17 protein-coding genes are annotated in these 15,792 nt (G+C 58.0%); 8 read left to right on the top strand and 9 right to left on the bottom strand.

The window, feature by feature from the left end; translation table 11 throughout:
- Nucleotides 1-2: 2 nt before the first annotated feature.
- The 5 genes from ACLB1Z_RS03255 to ACLB1Z_RS03235 form a co-directional block, all read right to left on the bottom strand.
- The gene (locus tag ACLB1Z_RS03255; RefSeq protein WP_409562017.1) at nt 3-1,094 is read right to left on the bottom strand and encodes an ABC transporter ATP-binding protein; all 1,092 of its coding nucleotides are present in this window, start codon (nt 1,092-1,094) and stop codon (nt 3-5) included.
- Nucleotides 1,095-1,142: 48 nt separating this feature from the next.
- Nucleotides 1,143-2,252: an ABC transporter substrate-binding protein gene (locus tag ACLB1Z_RS03250; protein ID WP_409562016.1), complete on the bottom strand. Its 1,110-nt coding sequence runs from the start codon at nt 2,250-2,252 to the stop codon at nt 1,143-1,145.
- A 214-nt stretch (nt 2,253-2,466) separates the two neighbouring features.
- A complete protein-coding gene (locus ACLB1Z_RS03245) occupies nt 2,467-3,579 on the bottom strand; it encodes an ABC transporter permease (RefSeq protein WP_409562015.1) in 1,113 nt (370 codons plus the stop codon).
- A gap of 1 nt (nt 3,580) precedes the next feature.
- Complete coding sequence (gene rbbA / locus ACLB1Z_RS03240; RefSeq protein WP_409562014.1) at nt 3,581-6,352, bottom strand: ribosome-associated ATPase/putative transporter RbbA; 2,772 nt, start codon at nt 6,350-6,352, stop codon at nt 3,581-3,583.
- Entirely contained in the window at nt 6,349-7,515 is a 1,167-nt protein-coding gene (locus ACLB1Z_RS03235) for an HlyD family secretion protein (protein ID WP_409562013.1), read from the bottom strand. Before ACLB1Z_RS03235 ends, rbbA begins: the two co-directional genes overlap by 4 nt.
- Before the next feature lie 399 nt (nt 7,516-7,914).
- On the opposite strand from ACLB1Z_RS03235, the gene ACLB1Z_RS03230 reads away from it, so the two are divergent.
- Nucleotides 7,915-8,061, top strand: coding sequence for a hypothetical protein (locus tag ACLB1Z_RS03230; protein ID WP_013946049.1), 147 nt, complete (start codon nt 7,915-7,917; stop codon nt 8,059-8,061).
- A 36-nt stretch (nt 8,062-8,097) separates the two neighbouring features.
- Here ACLB1Z_RS03230 and ACLB1Z_RS03225 read toward each other — a convergent pair whose 3' ends face one another.
- A complete protein-coding gene (locus ACLB1Z_RS03225; RefSeq protein WP_409562012.1) occupies nt 8,098-8,514 on the bottom strand; it encodes an MOSC domain-containing protein in 417 nt (138 codons plus the stop codon).
- Nucleotides 8,515-8,636: 122 nt separating this feature from the next.
- Nucleotides 8,637-9,116 carry a hypothetical protein gene (locus ACLB1Z_RS03220; RefSeq protein WP_409562011.1) on the bottom strand — a complete coding sequence of 160 codons (480 nt, stop codon included), beginning with the start codon at nt 9,114-9,116 and terminating at the stop codon, nt 8,637-8,639.
- Nucleotides 9,117-9,504: 388 nt separating this feature from the next.
- On the opposite strand from ACLB1Z_RS03220, the gene ACLB1Z_RS03215 reads away from it, so the two are divergent.
- Entirely contained in the window at nt 9,505-10,311 is an 807-nt protein-coding gene (locus tag ACLB1Z_RS03215) for a cobalamin-binding protein (protein ID WP_409562010.1), read from the top strand.
- A gap of 111 nt (nt 10,312-10,422) precedes the next feature.
- The gene (locus ACLB1Z_RS03210; RefSeq protein WP_409562009.1) at nt 10,423-10,875 is read left to right on the top strand and encodes a hypothetical protein; all 453 of its coding nucleotides are present in this window, start codon (nt 10,423-10,425) and stop codon (nt 10,873-10,875) included.
- Nucleotides 10,876-11,260: 385 nt separating this feature from the next.
- On the opposite strand, the gene ACLB1Z_RS03205 is transcribed toward ACLB1Z_RS03210, so the two are convergent.
- Nucleotides 11,261-11,434: a hypothetical protein gene (locus tag ACLB1Z_RS03205; protein WP_409562008.1), complete on the bottom strand. Its 174-nt coding sequence runs from the start codon at nt 11,432-11,434 to the stop codon at nt 11,261-11,263.
- A gap of 250 nt (nt 11,435-11,684) precedes the next feature.
- On the opposite strand from ACLB1Z_RS03205, the gene ACLB1Z_RS03200 reads away from it, so the two are divergent.
- Together ACLB1Z_RS03200 and ACLB1Z_RS03195 are read left to right on the top strand one after the other, a co-directional pair.
- On the top strand, nt 11,685-11,870 hold the full coding sequence (locus ACLB1Z_RS03200; RefSeq protein ID WP_409562007.1) for a hypothetical protein: 186 nt from the start codon (nt 11,685-11,687) through the stop codon (nt 11,868-11,870).
- Between the two features lie 126 nt (nt 11,871-11,996).
- Nucleotides 11,997-12,305: a hypothetical protein gene (locus tag ACLB1Z_RS03195; RefSeq protein WP_409562006.1), complete on the top strand. Its 309-nt coding sequence runs from the start codon at nt 11,997-11,999 to the stop codon at nt 12,303-12,305.
- Here the strand turns inward: ACLB1Z_RS03195 and ACLB1Z_RS03190 are convergent.
- Nucleotides 12,250-12,891, bottom strand: a complete 642-nt coding sequence (locus ACLB1Z_RS03190) for a TetR/AcrR family transcriptional regulator (RefSeq protein WP_409562005.1) — start codon at nt 12,889-12,891, stop codon at nt 12,250-12,252. The two genes, ACLB1Z_RS03195 and ACLB1Z_RS03190, sit on opposite strands and share 56 nt — an antisense overlap.
- A 98-nt stretch (nt 12,892-12,989) precedes the next feature.
- Between ACLB1Z_RS03190 and ACLB1Z_RS03185 the strand changes: the two genes are divergently transcribed.
- From ACLB1Z_RS03185 to ACLB1Z_RS03175, 3 genes are all read left to right on the top strand, one after another.
- Nucleotides 12,990-13,562, top strand: a complete 573-nt coding sequence (locus ACLB1Z_RS03185) for a hydrolase (RefSeq protein ID WP_409562004.1) — start codon at nt 12,990-12,992, stop codon at nt 13,560-13,562.
- Between the two features lie 2 nt (nt 13,563-13,564).
- Nucleotides 13,565-14,671: an AbrB family transcriptional regulator gene (locus tag ACLB1Z_RS03180; protein ID WP_409562003.1), complete on the top strand. Its 1,107-nt coding sequence runs from the start codon at nt 13,565-13,567 to the stop codon at nt 14,669-14,671.
- Nucleotides 14,672-14,743: 72 nt separating this feature from the next.
- Entirely contained in the window at nt 14,744-15,739 is a 996-nt protein-coding gene (locus ACLB1Z_RS03175; RefSeq protein ID WP_409562002.1) for an aldo/keto reductase, read from the top strand.
- The last annotated feature ends 53 nt before the right edge of the window (nt 15,740-15,792 follow it).

The following is a 15,792-nucleotide window of genomic DNA, read 5'->3' as shown; positions in this document are numbered from 1 at the left end:
GATCAAGCTGCCAACACGCGAATATCATCCGGTAGAACGGAAAGCGGCACGACATCGCCGATGCTGGCCTGCGCGCCGGTCGTTCGATCATGCACGCTTATCCGACCGGCACCGTCCGCAAGCTCGATCACATACTCATTCTTCGCACCGAGGAAGAGACGCTCAGCCACAGTGCCGCGAAGAATATTTCTTTGGTTAGATCCGTCCTCACCGATGGCAACGCGGTCGACGCGGATCATCACGCCGACTGTCTTGCCTGAGATGGTCGCGGCGTTGGCCGGTGCCGAAAGCGTTGCGCCGCCTGCCAAACGGATCTTAGCCGTCGGGCCATCGACGGCATCGACCACGCCTGTAAGAACGTTAGCCCGATCGATGAAGTTCGCCACAAACTTGGAATTCGGCTGGGCATAAACTTCTTGCGGACTTCCGCTTTGGACGATGCGCCCCTTATTCATGACGACGATGCGATCGCTCATCGCCATCGCTTCTTCCTGATCGTGCGTGACGTAAATGAAAGTCTTGTTGAACTGCCGGTGCAGCCGCTTGATCTCGACCTGCATCGCCTTGCGCAGATTGGCGTCAAGAGATGCAAGCGGTTCGTCGAAGAGAACGACCGCCGGATCGGTGATGAGCGCGCGCGCCAGAGCCGTGCGCTGCTTCTGCCCGCCGGAGAGTTGATGCGGCATTTTCTTGCCGTGATCGGCCAACTGCACGAGGCTCAAGTATTCATCAACCCGCGCACGGATTTGCGCCTCGGTGTAACGGCCTCGCATTTTTTTGAGGCGGAGACCAAAGGCAACGTTTTCTGAAATCGTAAGATTGGGAAAGAGAGCGAAATCCTGAAACACCATCCGCATGTCGCGTTCCGACGGCTGCGAATATGTTATGTCTTCGCCATCGATGCGAATCGTGCCCGTGTCCGGCATTTCGAAACCCGCAATGCAGCGCAGCGTCGTTGTCTTGCCGCATCCGGATGAGCCCAGAAGGGTGATAAACTCACCCTTCTGGATCGACAGGTCCACACCATCGACTGCTGCAACGTTCGAAGTTCCATACGTCTTGCGAATACCGATGAGATCTATGTAAGCGGCCATTCGCGCACCCTCTTGATCGCAGCTTGGACAGAGTAAAATGGGTCGTGGTTATTGCGCGGCTTTGACCTGGTTCCAGATTTCCAGATACTTCCCGCGCTGTTTCACCGGCTGCCACCAGCTGACGGTCTTCAGCGTCTCCGGATTCGTCATGCCGAGTTCTTCAAAGGACTTCTTCTGATCGCCCGGAAGGAAATCGACCATCTTGCCGTTCGAATATCCAAATCCCGTAACGGCGTGTCCGAGAGCTTGCGCCTTCGCACTCGACACGTAATTCAGCCATTTGTAGACGCAGGCGTTGGATGAAGCGCCCTTCGCAATCATCCAGCTATCGCTCCAGCCGCCCCGTCCTTCCTTCGGAACGACGTCGATGAGCTTGCGGTCGCCGCCGCGCAGCTTAACGAGCGTTTCTTCCCATGCGTTGCCGCCGATGACTTCCTTGCCTTGGAGCAAGGTTGTCATCTCACCCGCTGTCGTCCAATATTTGCGAATGTTCGGCTTGAGCTTCAGAAGCGCTTCTTTGACCTTCGCTAGCTCCTCGTCATTCATGTCGTAGACGTTCTTGATCCCGAGATAGCGCGCAGCCTCATAGAGCGTCTCGATATCATCCCACATCGCGAACTTGCCGGCATACTTGGGGTCCCAAAGAAATGCGAGGCTCGTCGGCGGCTCCGATACGGCAGTGGCATCAACGACGATGCGAATGATACCCCAGGCGTAGGGAACGCCGTACGTCTTGCCATCTTTCGACAGCCACGGCGGCGATTTCAGCATCGGGAAGAAATCGGCCTCCGCTGAGATCTTGCCGGGATCGATCGGATCGACCAATCCAGCATCAATCAGCTTCATCGTCGTGTCGTTGGAGGGCGTCACGAGATCATAAGTGCCGCTGCCGGCCATCAGCTTGGCGAAAATTTCGTCGTTCGTTCCGACATAGACAGCCGAGACGTCGCAGCCGCTTTCCTTTTTGAAAGGCTCGACGAAACTCGCGTCGGCGTAGCCCTCCCAAACCAGCATGTTTAGGCTATCGGCAGACGCGACAGAGGCGCCAAAAAGTGACAGCGCCGTGACTGCTCCGAGCGTTCGCGACAGACGTCGGACCAAGCCGCCACGATTTTCCGAGAAATTTTTACGTTGCGATACGCGACGACCTTCCGGCATGCGTTCAAACTCCATCGTTTGCGAAACCGAGCACAGCTCACGCTGAATGGGACTGACGAATAGTGCCCTGGCTCAAGCCAACGCCGCGCGCGCTCCTAGCCGACAGCCTGGAAAAACCTATCCAGGTCAGACTGGGAAGTAATTGACAGTTCATGCCAAAGTTTTCAGCGGCTTATTTTGCAGCCGCCAGGCTCGCGTGCGAATAGCGAGGCCGCTATCTCAGGAAGCGCCTGAAGCTCCACATGGAGAGCGCAAACAGCACACAGCCGATACCAAGCAGCGCTGCGAACTGCGGCCAGACGACGTCAAATCCCGAGCCGCGAAACAGCACTGACTGAGCAAGAATGATAAAGTGCGTGTTCGGAGCGGCCAGCATGATATCCTGAATGATGGCCGGCATGCTCTCGCGAGGCGTCACGCCGCCTGACAGAACCTGCAAGGGGATAAGAACAAGAATAAGCAGCATACCGAATTGCGGCATCGTCCCCGCCATCGTCGCCAGAAAAACGCCCAAGGCCGTCATAGCGAAAATATCCAGGGCAGCGCCAACGAGGAACAACGGCACCGAGCCGTTGACCGGAACCTGCAACAACCCCTGCACGACGAAAATCAGCGACATGCTCGACGCCAGCAGCACGACGAAGCCCATCGACCAGATCTTACTGACCATGATCTCGAATGGTGTCACGGGCATCACGAGAAGATGCTCGACCGTACCGTGCTCCCGCTCTCGAATGAGAGCGGCGCCGGTCAAAATGATCGACAGCATCGTAATCGACATGATGACGTTCGTTATCGCACCGAACCAAGTCTTGTTAAGATTTGGGTTGTATCGAGCACGCAGCGTCAATCGAACGGGAAGATCACCGTTCGAGCGATAGCGATCGAGAAACTCGATGATCTCACCTGCGAGAATGGATTCGATATAACCGCCACCCGTAAAGGCCTGCGTCATGCGGGTTGCATCGATGTTGAGCTGTATCGTCGGCGAGCGGCCTGCAAGTAGATCGCGTTGGAACTCGGGCGGAATATCGAGCGCAAACGTATCGGCGCCGGCATCCATACGCTCGTCCATTTGCTCCTGAGTGATCAGCCGCGGCACACTGAAGTACGGCGGATAAAATGCAGTGATGATACGGGACGATACGGGCGACTGATCCTCATCGACGATTGCGATCGCCGCGTGATTGAGCGTATCCGGCAACGCCCGCGACGCCGAATAGATCGAAACCGAGAAAGCATAGACGATCAGGATCAGCATCGTCGAATCGCGCATCAATCCGCGCAATTCCTTGACCCCGAGCTGCCAGATGTTCGCGACGCGCATCTTACGTCGCCTGCTTTTTGAGGAAGGCCGCGCCTAGGCCGAACAGGATGGGAATGGCAATCAGCAACGCCAGATAGTCGTTGGCCAAATCGCCAAAGCCCAGCCCTTTCGAAAACGTCCCACGCGAGATCGTCACGAAGTAGGCCGCCGGGTAGATCTTGCCGATATAAGCACCGACTCCCTGCAGCGACGCCACCGGGTCAATCAAGCCTGAATACTGGACAGCCGGAATCAGCGTTATCAGCGTCGTGCCGAAAATGGCCGCGATCTGGCTGCTCATGAATGACGACACCACCAGCCCCATGGACGTCGCCACGATCACATAGAGCAGCGCTCCGAAGGTGTAAGACAGAAAGCTGCCCGTAAACGGCACGCGAAAGACGAACACCGCAAACGCCGCCAGCAAAACGAAGTTGAGCATTGCGAGCGCTACATACGGAATTTGCTTGCCGAGCAGAAACTCCAGGCGCGTCACCGGCGTAACGTAAAAATTAATGATCGACCCGAGCTCTTTCTCTCGCACCACGCTCAGAACTGTGAGCATCGCCGGGATCATCATGAGAAGCAGCGGAATAACCGCCGGCGCCATCGCGACGAGACTTTCTACATCCGGATTGTAGCGATAGCGCAGCGCGACCTGAAAAGCACCGAGCGCTGATGAATCGCCATAAAGTTCACGCGCCTTCTGCGCCAGCCACTCGGTATGAATCTGCTGGACGTAGCTTGCGATGGTATCGCCGCGCATCGGCATCGCGCCGTCGATCCAGGCGCCGATCTCGACGTTTCGCCCGCGTGCAACATCACGTCCGAACCCCGGAGGAAATTCGAGGACGAGACTCAACTCGCCATCTCCCATGCGGCGATCGAGGTCTTTATAATCGGTGACCGGCGATTTCTCATTGAAATAGCGAGATCCGGCAATCTGCATGGCGTAATCACGACTGATTGTCGTGTCGTCGCGATCGAGAACGGCGAAGCTCAGATTGTCGACGTCGAGATTGATGCCGTAACCGATGACGAACATCAAAAGCACGCTGCCGATCGTCGCGAGCGTGGCGCGAAGCGGGTCGCGCCGCAGTTCGAGCGTCTCGCGTCTCATATAGGCTAGCATCCGCCGGATGCTCTGGCTCAATGGGCTCTCCGGTCGAGCGGAGGCCGCATGATGCTCAGCAGCAAGTGACGTGGCGATCTGGTCGGCTTCAACGTCGCTACCTGCCTTGCTCCCGATCGCATCTTGCAGATAGTCGATAAAGGCATCTTCGAGCGACGATGCCTTGCGCTGCTCAACGATCGCGGCCGGCGTATCGCTGACGAGAACGCGGCCGGCATGCATCAACGAAATGCGGTCGCAACGCTCCGCTTCATTCATGAAGTGGGTCGAAACGAAGATCGTCACGTTATCCTTGCGCGAGAGATCGGCTAGGATCTGCCAGAACTGATCGCGCGCAACCGGATCGACGCCCGACGTCGGCTCATCGAGAATGAGCAATTCCGGGGAATGTATCATCGCCACGGCGAGCGACAGGCGCTGGCGGATACCGAGCGGAAGCGCATCAGGCAATGCGTCCATGACGTCGGAAAGATCGAAGCGGCGCACGACTTCAGCAATGCGCGGCGCGATATGATCGGGCTCCAGATGAAAGAGCCGCGCATGCAGATCGAGGTTCTGTGCGACGGTCAGTTCCGAATAAAGCGAAAAGGCCTGAGACATGTATCCAACGCGACGTCGGACGGCCATGTCATTGGGATCGACCTCTCGCCCGAACAATTTCACGGTGCCTTCGCTGGCCGGCAGAAGACCGGTCAGCATTTTCATTGTCGTCGTCTTGCCGCAACCGTTTGAGCCGAGAAAGCCGAAAATCTCTCCTTTGGTAATTCGGAAGCTGACATCATCGACAGCGGTGAAATCACCGAACCGCATCGTTAAATGATCGGCCTCGATCGCGACCTCATCGTCATTGTTTTCTGTGCGCGGCGGAATGACGACATCGACGTGTCCGCGGCGTTGATCTTCCGGCAATAGGGCAATGAAGGCTGCATCGAGATTGGGCGCACCGGTCTTCTTCAGAAGATCGCTCGGCGCGCCCGTTGCGAGCACGTTTCCTGCGTTCATCGCAATCAGCCAGTCGAACCGCGCAGCCTCTTCCATGTAGGCGGTCGCGACGAGAACACTCATGCCCGTCCGGCCGAGACGAATGCCGTCGATCAACTCCCAGAACTGCCGGCGGGAGAGCGGATCGACGCCAGTGGTCGGCTCATCGAGAATGAGCAATTCCGGATCGTGGATCAGCGCGCAGCAAAGCCCGAGCTTTTGCTTCATGCCGCCGGAAAGCTTGCCGGCCGGTCGGTCGGCAAAGGAGGCAAGACCTGTGCTCTTTAGCAGCTCGGCAATCCGGTCCTGTCGCTCATGCTGGTCGAGCCCAAAAAGTCGACCGAAAAAATCGACGTTCTCGAAGACCGACAGCGTCGGATAAAGGTTTCTGCCGAGCCCCTGGGGCATATATGCGATCTGCGGACAGGTTCGTCGGCGATGGGCCGCGTCCCGCATGTCTCCGCCGAGGACGGTGACGCGCCCCTTCTGTAGCTTGCGCGCACCGGAAAGGAGCGACAGCAGGCTCGACTTGCCGACGCCGTCCGGGCCGATCAGCCCAGCCATAACCCCCGCAGGGACATCGAGCGTAATAGCGTCGAGCGCCAGCGTCTTTCCGTAGCTTAGACTGACATTTTCAAGACGGGCGACGACTGGAACAGGTTCGGCCGGGCCGCTCGTCATTGCACCAGCTTTCCTGCGAGCACCGGCCATTGCGCGTTGGGATCAAGCTTGACGTACGCCACGCCGGGCAGCCCAGTCTTGACTTGCCGGATGTACTTCTGAAGCAGCGCCTTGGGTATCTGCGCCTTTATCCGGAACATCAGCTTCAGCCGCTCTTCTTCCGTTTCGACGCTTTTCGGCGTGAACTGCGCCACGTCGGCAACGAACGTTGCCTTTGCCGGGATGATGTATTGAGGTGCAGCATCGAGCACCAGCCGGACCTCCGCGCCCAGCGCCACTTGTCCGGCTTCCGCCGTGGGCAGGAAGAACGTCATGTAGACGTCGCTGAGGTCGACCATGTTGAGCACCCGTCCCCCCGCCGACAGCACTTCGCCAAGCTGCGCGACGCGATACTGCACCCGCCCGTCTCTCGGCGCCCGCAACGTGCTGTCGTCGATGTCAGCGGTGATGCTGTCGATAGCGGCCTTGGCGGCGTCGACGGCCGCACGCGCGTCAACAACCTGCGCCTCGGCCGAGCTGATTGCCGCCTCGGAGGCCGCAAGCTGAGCCTTTGCCGCCCCGACTGCTGCAACCGCGCCTTCCTTCGAAGCGCGATCGTCGTCGAGCGTCTGCTGTGACACGACGTTCGTCTTGACGAGTTCTGCTGAGCGCTTGAACTTACTCTCGGCGGCATCGAGTTCGGCCTCCCGCTGCGCGACGACTGCAACCTCCGCCGTTTTCTCCGCATTGCGTTGGGTGACGAGACTCTTCGCCGTATCGACCCCGATCTGCGCACGGTGGAACTGCGCTTGGGCCTGTCGCCGTTGCGCTTCGAGTTGAGCGGTGTCCATCCGCGCAACGACCTGCCCAGCCGTCACAAAGTCGCCCTCGTCGACGTATATCTCTTTGATTCGCCCAGCTATTTTGCTCGCGATATCGATTTCGACAGCCTCGATGCGGCCGTTGCCACTGGCGATGCCGGGGGGCAAAGCCGAGCTGAAAAATTCCTTCCAGGCGAGATAGCCACCGACCGCCGCGATCAAGGCGATGACGATTAGCGCATCGCGGCCGATCCTTGCTGCCAGTTTTTTGGCTTCCGGACCAAGCGGGTTTGTCCGCAACCAATGGCTCCGCGAATTCTGCTCGCCGGCCGCCGGGGGCTGCTCAGTTTGAGACTCACTCATGCGCCCCCCGCAGGAGAACGGCCGGAACGACGACACCGGCGGCCGGACCGATATCGGAGCGGAGCAGTTTCGAGGGATGCAAGAGAACAACCTTTGATAAATGTTGGCGCTGCGATTTAGCCCATGCTGGGATGAGCCACAGCGAAGACTCCGCCCACTAGCTGGCCTGCGCTAGGTCAAGATGCGTTGACCTGGAACAATACAATCGTTCGGGTTCCGTCCCGGAAGTAACCTTCTCTTCGCCGCGCTGAGAGCCAAGCGAATCCCCTTCCGGCTCATCCGCCAAGAGATATTCCCCGATCGGAACGTTTGCCCCCATTGGAGTCACAATTTTTTAGTCGAAGCGGAACAAGATGACGGCGTCCGAGTTCGCCTGTCATCTGCTCCGGAGACGCGACTATGCCCTACTCGTTTTATGCGGTGCTCAACGTTTTGCCGCAGATCGCGGCCACCGCATTCCTGCCGATCGTCGGCATCGCCCTCGTAAGCTACCTGATCAAATCGACCCGCCCACAAGGCCCACAGAAGCCGATCGGAATCGACTGAACCGGGACTGAACCGGTCATTGAGCGGCTGGGACTGTTAGGTCGCGGCAGGTGGCGGCCAATTCTCTACACGTTCGATCGCATCCCCCAGGCTTACTTCCCCACCAGTAATAATGCGTGCCGTGAGTCCGCCGCGGCCGCGAACGGCGTTATAGCCTCCCGGCCCCAAGTTCGCCTCCATCTGGCTGCACGGCGCACACTCGCCACTGACCTCCAAGACAACCTCACCCATCAGAATGCGCCGCTCCTTTAGGGCATTCAGATTGAGCCCGCTCGTGACGAGGTTTCGCCGCAACAGCTCCGGCGAAACGTCCCTACCCATAAATGACGCTATCGCGGCGAGATCCTCAGCGGCAATGAGCGTCACTTGTCGCGGACCGTTCCGCTGCGTCTTGTAGCGATCACCCTCGATCCCTTGACCCGCAACGAAAAGCGCCGATGCTGGAGTGAGCATCGGCGCTTTGCGGGAAGGTCGAAGACCGATCCAAATAAGCCGGCCCGGCCCCACGGGACCGGCCAGTAATTTCGCCAGAATCGATTGGGGAGGCAGCGACTGCACATGCCCCTCCTTTCACCTTAGTTCTTAGGCGGTTCGGCATCCTTCTGAGGCTCGGCCGATTTCGTCAGCTCATTCCACTTATCGCCGAGCTGCTTCTTGAGATCGTCGATCTTCTTCGACGCCTCTTCGGCTTTGGCGTTATATTCGGCCCGGGCTGCGGAATAGTCGGCGTTCGAAAGCTCGAATTCTGTCATGAACGGGCAACCGCCGTGCGACAGGTTCGGCGCTGCATAGCGAACGAGCGTCGTTCCAGGCGTGGCGCCCGGACCGATTTTCATGATCACCGAATCCTTCTCCATGTGGCACTTCTCGCCCTTGGCGATCTTCTTGAGATCAACCGCCACGTACTTTCCGCCCGCGTTGAGCAGCGTCACGTCCATCGCGCTCGGCATGAATGCCAGCTCGACGCCGTTCTCGGCGCTCTCAGCGGCATAAGCAGCCGGAGCAAGGGCCAAGAACGACACGGCGACGAGCAGTGACTTCAGGGTCGTTTCCATATTTCATTTCCTTCCGCTGTCCGCAAACACGGCCAGAACCTTTGACGAACCAGGATGTATTCCCGATGAACAGTTGATGCCACACGTCTCAATGATGCCTCAACCCACGCAAATGGACGAGGTGGTCATGTTCGATGCGCGCACGTACGTTTTACTGGAGCCTCAAGCAGATTTTGCGGCAGCTTTAACAATCGACCCGCAGATTTGTTCCAGACTGTTCTGATAAACATCCAGTAATATTCGCTTGTTCGCCAAAGCCAACTCTTGAGTTGTCTAGTTCAGGCGGAGGCGCCGGTTTCTCAGTGCGCATAAGACGGTTAGCATCGCGCTCTGACTGGCCAAACGGAACCGACCGCACACCCAGCAATGGCATTCGTTCGGGCAACCCATGCGCACTTTTCCTCCTCGCCGGCTTGTATGCCTGACCGAAGAGACTGTCGAAACGCTCTATTTGCTCGGCGAGCAAGACCGCATCGTCGGCGTATCAGGATATGCCGTTCGCCCCCCGGAGGTCCGCCGCGAAAAACCCCGAGTTTCGGCATTTACCTCTGCCGATATCCCAAAGATACTCGCGCTCGAACCCGACCTCATCCTTGCGTTCTCAGACCTTCAAGCCCAGATCGCGGCCGATCTCGCGCGAGCAGGGCAAGAGGTGCACATTTTCAATCAGCGCGACCTCGCGGGGATCTTCGCGATGATCCGGACGCTTGGTACACTCATCGGTTGCGGAGACAAAGCCGAAGCCCTCGCCACCTCGCTCGCACAACGGGTAGAAGCCGTCAGCGCCGAAACAGCAGGACAGAAGCATCGTCCGCGCGTCTATTTCGAGGAATGGGACGACCCGCAGATCGCCGGTCTGGGCTGGGTATCCGAACTTATCGAAATCGCAGGTGGCGACGACATCTTTTCCAACCTGCGCCGCAAAGCGGCCGCCAAGGACCGCATCGTATCCGCCGAAACGGTGATTGCCCAAGCGCCCGAGGTCATTCTCGCATCATGGTGCGGTAAGAAGGTACGCCCGGAGACGATCCGCCGCCGGCCGGGCTGGGAAACCATTCCTGCCGTCGTCAACAATCTGGTCTTTGAAATCAAATCGTCACTAATTTTGCAGCCCGGACCGGCCGCACTCACCGACGGTCTCGATGCCATTCGCGCGGCGATGCGACAGGCATTAGTCACATTCAAAGATAACTGAGCAAATTCCGCTAAGATGATTTTTATCAGCCCACGGGAACGGCCGGGAAATCCGGGCGTAGTCTGTTAGGTTGGTGTGGGGGCACCCGAAGTCGAGCTTCAGACTGGTGCCATGTCTAATCGCGTCTACACCTCGCTATTTTATATAGCTCTGATCGTCGGAAGCTCTTGGATAGCAGTAACCGTCGGCGAAGCGTTGGCCCGCGAAGCGATGACCAAATTGGCCCTGCTTCCGTCGCGCGATCCGCGCCCCTCGCGCGTCGAAACCTATCTTGCCGAGCAAAAGCAGGCGCCAGAGCCCAAAGCCGACAAAACGCTGCTGATCCCAACCGCCCCCGTGATGACGGTCGGCGCACTGGCCAAGGCAATGGATGAGTCCGAGCAGATCAACTCAGTCGATGTGAGCACCAATGGTCCTGTAACCGATCCGTCGCCGAATACTGCGGCGCCAAAACCGCGCGTAGCAGGCTGGATGAGACAGGCGCCGAGGCGCTCTCCATCGCTCGCCGAGCACGATGAAACATCGAACCAACTTATCATGCGCACGCTGCGCGCAGGTATGTGATTTCCCCGTGCGCCATACAGGCAAGGTGGTGGGCACCCGGCGGGGGGAATGAGGGGGATGGCCGGATGCCCACGCTTCAAGCCTCATTCCGGGGGGAGGACATGAGGTATACTGAATATATCAGATAATCGAGAGTAAGGAGTTAACAACTGCCGTTTTATCGAAGAACGATGTTTAAATTGAGCCAGTTATTCGATTTTTCCGCGAACTATATTGCACGAAAGTATGAGCTGATCTGCGCAAGCTGCAATCAAGCATACGCAATTGCAAAACATCCATTCCGAAAGAATTAACCAAGAGCAAAGGGCACGGGCCGATAGGCGCCGTGAATAGGCGAATTCCCACTTCGCTGGCGCGTCAATCACCGCGCGGACGCTGAGCGGCGTCAAAAGCCTCTGGGTCGATTGATGTCGCGGCGATGGGCAGGCGCCCGTTTCGCATCCGGACGGGTCGAAAGCGCCTGCTCCCACGCACGTGCCAAAACATAGAGAAGCACGATCCCAAACGCATAAAGGCTGGCGACAAAAAAGATGACGGACGCTGCATCTTCATCTGGCATTGGGACGGCCTCCAATATCGCGTCCACAGCAACATGGATATTCGGAAAGCTACGAACAAGACGGCGATCACATTGCCGCGGACTTTCAAAATGCCCGCCAGACATCGCGATCAGTCGCCGACCATCACGACAAAAGGAAGTCCCCTTTACGCATTCCCGTTAGCGAACCAGCCGCTGTGGAGACCAATTTGGTCGCCCTTTCTGAGGCAATCCAAATCACGTAGCCTGCGAAGAAGGGAGGGTCTTGCCTATGGATGCAAAGCTTGTCTCGCTCTTCCAGCGCGAAGCCACAGCTCGCTTGAACGCAGCGGAGCATGAGCTCGTCGCGTATACCCGCACATGCCGCGGTAAGGTCATCGAGCTACCTGAAATGACCCGGATCAGGCATCTGCGCTGGACCCGCTATCGTCTGCTCGCGGAATCCGGCGTCAACTGACGATCTGCATTCACATTAGGCAGATCGCCCCGCATTTTGTCTAAATACTGATCAGGAAATTTGAACGCCTCTGATGTAGATTACCGACGTGTGCTCACCGATTCGCGTTCCCAAGGGACGACAGGCGTGACACTGGTCTTCATCGTTTTTATTGGCGCTATTTGCGATTATTATTTCGGTGCCATCGGCGCCATCCTCGGCGCTTTGGTCATCATCGCATCGCTTTCCAAAGCCAAGGCGAGCGTTATCTTTCCCTCTCTGTTGCTGATCGCCATATCTTGGGCGGCCGGCACTTTGTTGGCCGACAGCACCGGCGCCATCCTCGGCGTCATCGCCGCGACGGCCTTAGCCCTCTGGCTCGAAGCGGGCGGCAAGCTTGCTATTCCCGGCAACCGGCGTCCGCAAATATCTTCTCGAGATAGTGCCGGGTCATGACACGAAGCTCAACAAGCGCGCTCGGCCGAACGCCGTTGCCAATCTCCTTCGTCAGCGCACCTATGGACTTCATGTTCTGTAACAGAACTGCTGCCGCGTCCTCGGCCTGACCCTTGCGAAGCTTCGGACAGCGATGGATGAGCGTCCGCGCAATGCGCTTGCGAAGCTCACGGCGAAACTCAAGCCGGCGGGCTGACAATTCTGCTCTGCCCTCCAGAAGCGCGACGATGGTTTGCGTCTCCGATCGCAGATCTCCAAGCAGGTCGAGCAACGCGTCGGTCAACTCGGCAACGGAAAGCTCGCCGGCCCGTTGATCGATCGCATCGAAGAGCGAACCGGCCCTGTCATGAAACCGTTCGATCAGCGCGCTCGCAAGAACGTCCTTGTTGGGAAAAAACCGATAAAGCGATCCGATCTGCGCGCCCGCCCGCGCCGCGACCTCCGCCATCGTCGTGGCGTCATAGCCTTTTTCCGCGATGACAACTGCCGCCGCCTCAAGCAGCGCCGCCACCCGCTCCTGCCCTGGCCGACGCTGCGGGCTCAAGGCGGTGCGCTCTTGCGTCCCTGTTGACTTACTTGAGGCCATCCTCAACTATCCAGAATAATTTGAGCGATGCCTCAAATATCACGAAACCGTAATCAGGCCAACGGACACCAATGGCCAAGAGCGAAAGGCAGATGCCGATGCTTCAGCTTGACCCCCAAACGACGGCCCTCATCCTCATCGATCTCCAGAACGGAATTGTAGCGCGCAACGTCGCGCCACACACGGGAGCGGATGTCGTCAAGCGTGCGTCGGAATTGGCAACGCGCTTTCGTTCCGCAGGCGCCCCCGTCGTCCTCGTCAATGTCGCCTTCGCCAAAGATTTCGCCGACGCTGTCCGCGTCCCTGTCGACAGCCCCATAGCGATCCCTCCGGGCGGATTTCCCGATGACTTCTCAGAACTCGTCGATGGCTTAGCAATGCCGACTGATATTCGTGTTACCAAACACAACTGGGGCGCGTTCTACGGCACGGATCTCGACGTGCAGCTCCGTCGCCGCGGCATCAACACGATCGTCCTCGGCGGCATCGCAACGAACATCGGCGTTGAATCCACTGCGCGCCAAGCCTGGGAACGCAACTATGCCATCGTTCTCGCCGAGGATATTACCGCAAGCTTCTCAGCGGAAATGCACAACTTTGCCGTCGAAATGATTTTCCCTCGGATCAGTCGCGTCACCGAAGCAGACGATATCGAATTAGGTGGCCGATAACGGTGTCGCCCAATCCGACCCTAACCCCAGACGCACTCCTGGCCAACCTTGCGAAGCCGATTCAGTGGTTGATCCTCGTCGCCCTATCGTTTGTGGTGACGGCGCTGATCGGTCTGACTGGACTTCCGGCCGCGATTCTTCTCGGCCCAATGATCGCAGCGATCGTCGTCGAAACCAACGGCGGCTCGATCCGGTTACCGCCCTTCGTCAGGCTGGTGGCTCAAGCCATAGTCGGTTGCACGCTGGCGAGCGCCGTATCACCGCAAATCGTCGCGAGGTTTGTAACCGAATGGCCCCTGCTGCTTTCGGTGGTTCTGACAGTGATTTCGGCCACCAGCCTGATCGGTTGGGTGTTGGGCAAATACCAGATCATGCCGGGCACAACTGCTGTGTGGGGGTTTTCTCCCGGAGCTGCGACAGCCGCAATCCTTATGGCCGGCGCTTATGGCGACGATGTGCGCCTGGTGGCGTTCATGCAGTATTTGCGTGTCGTCATGGTTGTCGGGGCGGCCGCGATCGTCGCTCATATCTGGATCCAGGTCACGCCTACAGCCGATACGACCACGTGGTTTCCGCCTATCGATTGGACCGCATTCGCCGAAACGATTGCGATCGCGACCATCGGCGGAGTGGCTGGTCATCTTTTACGATTTCCGGCGGGTGTCATGTTGATCCCAATGGTATTCGGCGCCGTTTTGCAGTCTTCGGGTATCGTGAAAATCGAGTTGCCCTATTGGTTGCTCGCAATGTCCTACGCCTTTATCGGCTGGATGATCGGCCAAACGTTTTCTCGCGACATTCTTATGCACGCGTTGAAAAAGCTGCCTCACATTGTTTTGGCCGTTCTGGTTCTTATCATTTTTTGCGGGGGCCTTGCCGCGATCCTGACCGAACTCCTCGGCGTCGACCCGCTGACGGCCTATCTCGCAACGAGCCCCGGCGGCTTGAACTCGATTGCCGTGATCGCCGCCTCATCGAAAGTCGACATGTCATTCATCATGGCGTTGCAAACGCTGCGCCTCGTGATCGTCATCGCGGTCGGCCCCTCGATCTCACGCTTCGTTGCGCGACGGTTAGAGCAGACGCTCAATATTGGCACTTTGAAATAGAGCTTCAAACCGATAGACGGCTGCACGTCAGCCGTCCCCAAAAAGACGGCTTCTACCGACGGAGGAATCCCGATGGATTACGTCAAACTTGGCCATACCGGTCTCGATGTGTCGCGCATCTGCCTTGGCTGCATGAGCTATGGCCAATCCAACGATGGCGTCATGAAATGGGCGTGGACGCTCTCCGAAGAGGAGAGCCGACCCTACATCAAAACTGCCCTCGAAAACGGAATCAATTTCTTCGACACCGCCAATGTTTATACGCACGGCGAAAGCGAACGCGTGTTGGGCCGCGCCATCCGCGATTTTGCTAGGCGTGATGAAGTCGTCATCGCGACGAAAGTGTGCTCGCCGATGCGCGAAGGCCCGAACGGCCGCGGTCTCTCGCGTAAGGCGATCTTCGCCGAAATCGACGACAGCCTGACGCGGCTGGGCACAGACTATGTCGATCTCTATATCATCCATCGCTACGACTACGGCACGCCACTTGAGGAAACGCTTGAAGCCCTCGATGAAGTCGTGCGCTCCGGCAAAGCGCTCTATCTCGGCGCGTCGTCGATGTTTACTTGGCAATTCATGAAGGCGCTCGGCTTGCAACGCGCACACGGGTGGGAGCCGTTCGTTTCGATGCAGAACTACTATAATCTTCTCTATCGCGAAGACGAACGGGAGATGCTTCGGCTCTGCCAGTCAGAGGGCGTCGCCGTGACCCCATGGTCGCCGCTCGCGCGCGGACGTCTTGCGCGTCCCTGGCAGGACGAGCCGGAAACGACGCGCGCACAGAACGATCCCTTTGCACAGCGGCTCTACGAGAAATCAAAAAAACTCGACAAGCCAGTCGTCGATCGTGTGGTCGAAGTTGCAAAAGCCCGCGGCGTTCCGCCAGCTCAAGTAGCGCTTGCGTGGATGCTGCATAAACCGGTCGTGACCTCGCCCGTCATCGGTGCGACCAAGCCCTACCAGCTTGATGACGCAATAAAAGCCGTATCTCTGAAGCTCTCGGACGAAGAGATTTCCAAGCTCGAAGAATTGTATGAGCCGCACGCACAAACCGAAGCTTTTGTCTGACATTTACGTTTTGGGCTGAAACGTACCCCTAGCTCCTGCGTTCTCATTGCAGA

Source organism: Hyphomicrobium sp. MC8b, assembly GCF_905067615.1.
Taxonomy (GTDB): Bacteria; Pseudomonadota; Alphaproteobacteria; order Rhizobiales; family Hyphomicrobiaceae; genus Hyphomicrobium_B.
Note: the sequence above shows the minus strand (reverse complement) of the source record. Positions and strands in the feature narration are given on the sequence as shown.

What these genes read in the sequence shown, in the direction of transcription:
- ACLB1Z_RS03255 (WP_409562017.1), bottom strand. Translation starts at nt 1,094, where the DNA reads ATGGCCGCTTACATAGATCTCATCGGTATTCGCAAGACGTATGGAACT.
- ACLB1Z_RS03250 (WP_409562016.1), bottom strand. Translation starts at nt 2,252, where the DNA reads ATGCCGGAAGGTCGTCGCGTATCGCAACGTAAAAATTTCTCGGAAAAT.
- ACLB1Z_RS03245 (WP_409562015.1), bottom strand. Translation starts at nt 3,579, where the DNA reads ATGCGCGTCGCGAACATCTGGCAGCTCGGGGTCAAGGAATTGCGCGGA.
- rbbA (WP_409562014.1), bottom strand. Translation starts at nt 6,352, where the DNA reads ATGACGAGCGGCCCGGCCGAACCTGTTCCAGTCGTCGCCCGTCTTGAA.
- ACLB1Z_RS03235 (WP_409562013.1), bottom strand. Translation starts at nt 7,515, where the DNA reads ATGAGTGAGTCTCAAACTGAGCAGCCCCCGGCGGCCGGCGAGCAGAAT.
- ACLB1Z_RS03230 (WP_013946049.1), top strand. Translation starts at nt 7,915, where the DNA reads ATGCCCTACTCGTTTTATGCGGTGCTCAACGTTTTGCCGCAGATCGCG.
- ACLB1Z_RS03225 (WP_409562012.1), bottom strand. Translation starts at nt 8,514, where the DNA reads ATGCTCACTCCAGCATCGGCGCTTTTCGTTGCGGGTCAAGGGATCGAG.
- ACLB1Z_RS03220 (WP_409562011.1), bottom strand. Translation starts at nt 9,116, where the DNA reads ATGGAAACGACCCTGAAGTCACTGCTCGTCGCCGTGTCGTTCTTGGCC.
- ACLB1Z_RS03215 (WP_409562010.1), top strand. Translation starts at nt 9,505, where the DNA reads ATGCGCACTTTTCCTCCTCGCCGGCTTGTATGCCTGACCGAAGAGACT.
- ACLB1Z_RS03210 (WP_409562009.1), top strand. Translation starts at nt 10,423, where the DNA reads ATGTCTAATCGCGTCTACACCTCGCTATTTTATATAGCTCTGATCGTC.
- ACLB1Z_RS03205 (WP_409562008.1), bottom strand. Translation starts at nt 11,434, where the DNA reads ATGCCAGATGAAGATGCAGCGTCCGTCATCTTTTTTGTCGCCAGCCTT.
- ACLB1Z_RS03200 (WP_409562007.1), top strand. Translation starts at nt 11,685, where the DNA reads ATGGATGCAAAGCTTGTCTCGCTCTTCCAGCGCGAAGCCACAGCTCGC.
- ACLB1Z_RS03190 (WP_409562005.1), bottom strand. Translation starts at nt 12,891, where the DNA reads ATGGCCTCAAGTAAGTCAACAGGGACGCAAGAGCGCACCGCCTTGAGC.
- ACLB1Z_RS03185 (WP_409562004.1), top strand. Translation starts at nt 12,990, where the DNA reads ATGCTTCAGCTTGACCCCCAAACGACGGCCCTCATCCTCATCGATCTC.
- ACLB1Z_RS03175 (WP_409562002.1), top strand. Translation starts at nt 14,744, where the DNA reads ATGGATTACGTCAAACTTGGCCATACCGGTCTCGATGTGTCGCGCATC.